The organism is Moorena sp. SIO4E2, assembly GCF_010671945.1.
Lineage (GTDB): Bacteria > Cyanobacteriota > Cyanobacteriia > Cyanobacteriales > Coleofasciculaceae > Moorena > Moorena producens.
The window spans coordinates 1-2415 of the sequence record NZ_JAAHIE010000866.1; the positions used below are offsets into that span (position 1 = coordinate 1).

At 41.1% G+C, this 2415-nt stretch carries 2 protein-coding genes and 2 pseudogenes; all 4 read right to left on the reverse strand.

Translation table 11 applies throughout. The features are described from left to right. Positions 1-963: pseudogene (locus F6K37_RS38315) on the reverse strand (hypothetical protein); the annotation flags it as partial. Then, complete coding sequence (locus F6K37_RS38320) at positions 963-1355, reverse strand: GPW/gp25 family protein (protein WP_287256326.1); 393 nt, start codon at positions 1353-1355, stop codon at positions 963-965. The gene F6K37_RS38320 and the pseudogene F6K37_RS38315, both read right to left, overlap by 1 nt. Before the next feature lie 166 nt (positions 1356-1521). Beyond that, entirely contained in the window at positions 1522-1920 is a 399-nt protein-coding gene (locus tag F6K37_RS38325; protein ID WP_502887815.1) for a PAAR domain-containing protein, read from the reverse strand. A 79-nt stretch (positions 1921-1999) separates the two neighbouring features. Continuing rightward, positions 2000-2415, reverse strand: a pseudogene (locus F6K37_RS38330) (phage baseplate assembly protein V); the annotation flags it as partial.

Sequence of the window (2415 nt, forward strand, 5' to 3'; positions counted from 1 at the left end):
ATCTCCTAGCTTCGGTTTTTCACCAAACGGGAAAAACTCTTTAGTTAAATCAACGGGTAATTGATTAAGAAAAGCCGTTTCGATTAATAGTTCAGTGGAACGAATATTAGCTTCAAGTTTGATATCCGCAATTTTAGGTAATTGATTGACACTGGTAATGGGAGTAACTAACTGGCAGCGAATCCAACGACTAGTTACTGAATTAACAGTAGTTAACGGTAAAGCGGTAATATTACTAAATTCTATTTCGCGATCGTCAAGGCTCGTCAAGCCTTGAGTTCCATCATTTATCGGTGTAATATCTTGCCAATTAGCTCCATCTTCTGTTTCCTGCCAAATTTGCCATGTTACTTCTCCTGGAGTACCAAGGACTTCTGATAAATTAATCGTTACTTTAAACCTATCAATTTCAGCAAACCCTAAAAGTTTGCTATGCCCAATGTATAAACTATGTTCAATCTCTTGGTTGCCCCGAAAAATATCAACACCTGGTGATGCTGGCGTAGTAATAATTGAACTGCGATCGCTATACAAATCCTGTTGGGGGTCCCGCACAAAAATAGACTCTAATTTTGCGGCTGTTACTACCAATTCCCGTTCAGTTTCAAAAATAACAGGGTCTTGTTCTCTTTCCGCTGGAGGAGCAGCAACTTGTGTTCCTTTTGGCACTACTGCATCAACGGTAGTTCCGCCAGCTAAGGAAAATGTCAAGGGTACTCGTGCTGGTTGGGGTGGTAACCGAGACGCTCCTAATAAATCTAAAAACGCTAAGAAGTTTTTATTGGGAACTTGATTGAGTCGCTCGATAATAATCTCGCCAAAACGGGCAAAGATATTAACTATAGCACCACTCGTTCCTTCAAGATCTTTAGTTTCTCCTGTATACTGTTCCAGCAGTTGCTGCACCTGAGCGGCAATAGTCTCTGCCGTTCTAGAATCAATTTTAGGAGCTTTTATTGCCATTAACCTGCACTTCCTTCTAGATAAAATGGATAAACTAGGTTAAAGACATTATTGGTTGCTCGCACTTGATAGTCGATACTGACCAGCATTTGTTCTGGAATAGGGGATTGAACGCGCACATCTATAACATCAATGCGGGGTTCAAAGAACAGTAGGGCTTCCTGTATAGCTTGGGATACTTTACCAGCAGTGGCAGGTGAATTGGGCTCAAAAACTAAATCATAAATGCTGCAACCAAAGTCAGGACGCATGGCTCGCTCACCTTTGGCAGTACCAAGGATAATTACAATTGACTGGCGTACACTCTCTTCATATTCCGCAATTTGGAAATCTCCCTTAGTATCTAAACTGATGGGAAATCCTACTCCAACACCTAAAAATGGTTTAGACATATAGCGTTTTTAAATTATGTGAGATACAAATTTTTTTTTGGGCTTTAGGGAACAGGGAACAGGGAACAGGGAACAGGGAATCATATCCCCCCCTTATTAAGGGGGGTTAGGGGGGATCTCATCTCCCTTATTAAGGGTATTTAGGGGGGATATCATCTTCTCCGTTTCAGCCAATAAAAACTGTACCGACTGCGATTACTTGTCCGATTTGTAAATCGGCAGGATCATTACAAGTCTCAGCAATATCTCCATTTCTGGCTGCTTGTTTACCGTTAATTTTTACCGTTGGGCTACCAATTTTAATGGTTCCTTTATTAGCAGGAGGACTTTGAAAGGCAGTGCCAGGAGGTGTGGGAATATGAGGTGGAGTATTATCCGCAGTGCTATCTACAGTTGCTGCTGGCATTCCCATAATATTGACATCACTGCTGAGGTTGCCGTTAATAATGCCCGCAAAAGGATGGGGTAAAGGAGTTGGTACTGTTACTGGTCCTGAGGGTACCATCACAATATGAGTATCAATAGCGGTAATTTGGTCCCCTTGTTTGGCTGCTGGTTGTCCCATAATTAAAGCTGATTGCTGTTCGCGTAGCGTGCGCATTTGCTGATTGCTGATTGCTGATTGCTGATTGCTGATTGCTTACCTAGTTGAGATTAATAGTTTGACCTTTAAGATTCATGGTGCTACTGGCTTTAATATCCATTCCTGCACCGGATTCAATTTTGGTATCTGCTGAAGATTTGATTTCAATATTTTGTGCTTCTAGTTTAATATTACCTTGGGATGCTGATAAAGTAATGTCTCCATCGGTGGTAATAGCAATAGTGTTGTTAGCTGTATCAAAAATAATACTGTTTTTCTCGGTTTTATCGACAATTTCAATAGTTTCTGCCCCCTCTTCATCATTGAGACGGATGACATGACCGCTACGGGATTTGATTACCCGGATATTATTAGCACCATCTTCATTAGTTGCTGGTGGTAATTCTTTACCATTCCACAAAGACCCGATAATATAGGGCAAACGGACATCACCATGTTCAAAAGCTACTAATACTT